Below are 2,327 nucleotides of genomic sequence, written 5' to 3'. Positions count from 1 at the left end.
GTAAGCAGCGCCAAAACATACATAATGCCGTACCAGTGCACGTTTATGCCAAACGCGCTGAACGCCACGGGATCGAAGTGAGCGTAAATTTCGTTCCAGTAATTCAAATTTTTCCTTTAAAATTTCATCTCAAATTTCGCGGACTACGAAATTTTAAAATTTTGTAAAATTCCATGCCGCTAAAATTTCGCGCAGGCAAAATTCTAAAATTCCATAGAATGCTGCGCCGCCAAAATTGTTTATAATTTTAAAATTTTGCACCGCAAAGCTTCAAAATTCCGCTTCTTTAAACCCTTAGCCCCAGCGTCTCTTTCACCACGCGGCAAAAATCCGCCAAAAACCACCCGAGCGCCTTGTAGTAGCTGCTTTTGGCGTTTATCTGCACGTGCGTAGCAAGCGCGGAAAAGCTAGGAATGATAAATTGCGCCAGATATAGCGTCAAAATTTTATGCGATTTCGCGTCCGTGTTTTGCTTAAAAATCATGGCAAGCAGCGCTAGCATATTTGCCGCGTGAGCGCTTTTAAGCTCCGCAAAAGGCTTTTTGAAGCGGCATTTTTCATAAAACAGCTCCACTTCGCTTTCGCTTATGAGCTTGAAAAAATCCATCTCAAACGCCTCTTTTAGCGCCTCAAAATCGCGCCCTAGCGCCGCGTAGTCCTCGCTCTGCACCTTTTGCCAAAGCTCGTGGCCGTTTTTGTTCTCGATATTTTTGTTTACGATGATCCAGTTTTTGCCCAAGCCGCGCAACTTCTGCTCATCTATCACGCCTTTAAAATTCGTCGCAAAGATTATGCAGATCACCGAATATAGCTCGCCTAATTTCATCTTTTTCCTTTAAATTTAATCAAATTTCGCTTGCCTTTTTTAGCTTTTCGATGCCGAATTTTTCCCAAATCATGCTTAAAGATCGATCTAAGTTCTGCTGCTTTTTATCGATCTCGCCAAAAAGCAGCGAGCTGCCCGATCTGCCGCCGAAATTTGAAAGATTTAGCGCTACGTGGATTATCTGCGCGCCTTTTTTCACGTCGCAGAGCTTAAACAGCTCAAGCGCGGTCTCGCTCAGCAAATTTAAGCTAAACGCCCTATCCCGGCTGATCTGGTGCGAAAACTCCTCGCGCGATTTGTAGCGGATCTTTAGATCATACGTCGCGGGCTTTAGGCCTCTGGCGAGCACTTCGCCCGCCAAATGGCGCGCCAAAATTAAAATTTTACGCCGCAGCTCGTCCCGATCGGCGCACGGCGCGAAGCTGCGCCCAAAGCCGATACTCTTGCGCTCGCGCTTTGAGACGACCTCGCCCTCATCCTCGCCGCTAAGGGCTGCAAAAATTTTCCTGCCGTTTGCACCCATCTTTTCAAAAATTTCTCTGTGCCCTAGCGCGTCGCCGAAGCTTATGATGCCGTATTTGCCGAGCGTTTTTTGCGCCGCTTTGCCGATGCCCGGGAATTTTGCCACAGGCACGGCGGATAGCTCGCGCGCGATTTGCGATTTTAAAATTTGCCGCACGCCGAAGGGCTTAGCAAGGCTAGTAGCGAGCTTTGCGATAAGTTTTGCTTCGCTAAGACCTACGCTGCACGGAAGGCTAAAGCGGCGCATAATCTCGCTCTGCAAAAACGCAGCAAAGCCCAGCGCGTCCGCGTCGTAAGCCGTGCCGCGTAAATTTAGAAAAAACTCGTCGATGCTAAATTTTTCGATCTCGGGCGTAAAGCTTAGTAAAAACTCATAAATTTCGCGTGAAATTTTTCGGTATTCGCCGTGCTGCGCGCGCACCAAAATGAGCTGTGGGCAGAGTCCGAGCGCGATTTTAACGGGCTGCGCCGAATGCACGCCGTCCGCTCTGGCCTCATAGCTCGCGCTTAAAATCACGCTACCAAGCTCGCTATTGCCGCCGAAAATCTCCTCGTCGCCGCCTCCGACGACTGCGATCTTTTTACCCGCAAGCGCGGGATCAGCAAGCCTCGCAACCGAGACGAAGAAGCTGTCCAAATCGATATGAGCTATCAAACTATGTCGATCCCGAATCCGCTAAGCCCCGCGTAGTCTTTCGGCTCGCTCTTGCTTAAAATTTTGATTTTTCTCACGCCCAGATGCGCTAAAATTTGCGCTCCGATGCCGAAGCTCTTAAAATCGGCGCGATTTTGCGCGGATTTTAGCATCAAAAGCACGCCGCCCTCTTTGCGCAAAATGCCCAGATCGCGCATAAAATCGTTAAATTTCGTATCGCTTAAAAACTCCAGATCGCTTGAAATTTTATGAAATTTCACGTTCGTCTGCGCGCTCTTTTCTGGCTCGCCGAAAATATAGGCGCGGTGCTCGTTGCCCTCGTGA

General features: G+C 48.7%; 2 protein-coding genes and 2 pseudogenes. All 4 read right to left on the bottom strand.

Annotation, left to right across the window (positions count from 1 at the left end):
- Positions 1-107, bottom strand: a pseudogene (locus Q0140_RS03995) (prolipoprotein diacylglyceryl transferase); the annotation flags it as partial.
- 179 nt (positions 108-286) lie between these two features.
- Entirely contained in the window at positions 287-826 is a 540-nt protein-coding gene (locus tag Q0140_RS03990) for a hypothetical protein (RefSeq protein ID WP_297962125.1), read from the bottom strand.
- 19 nt (positions 827-845) lie between these two features.
- Entirely contained in the window at positions 846-2,003 is a 1,158-nt protein-coding gene (locus tag Q0140_RS03985) for a DNA polymerase IV (protein WP_297962123.1), read from the bottom strand.
- Positions 2,000-2,327, bottom strand: a pseudogene (locus Q0140_RS03980) (bifunctional 3,4-dihydroxy-2-butanone 4-phosphate synthase/GTP cyclohydrolase II); the annotation flags it as partial. The gene Q0140_RS03985 and the pseudogene Q0140_RS03980, both read right to left, overlap by 4 nt.

Source organism: uncultured Campylobacter sp. (assembly GCF_938045405.1).
In the GTDB taxonomy this organism is placed as follows: Bacteria; Campylobacterota; Campylobacteria; order Campylobacterales; family Campylobacteraceae; genus Campylobacter_B.
This window is presented reverse-complemented; position numbering and strand designations above follow the sequence as displayed.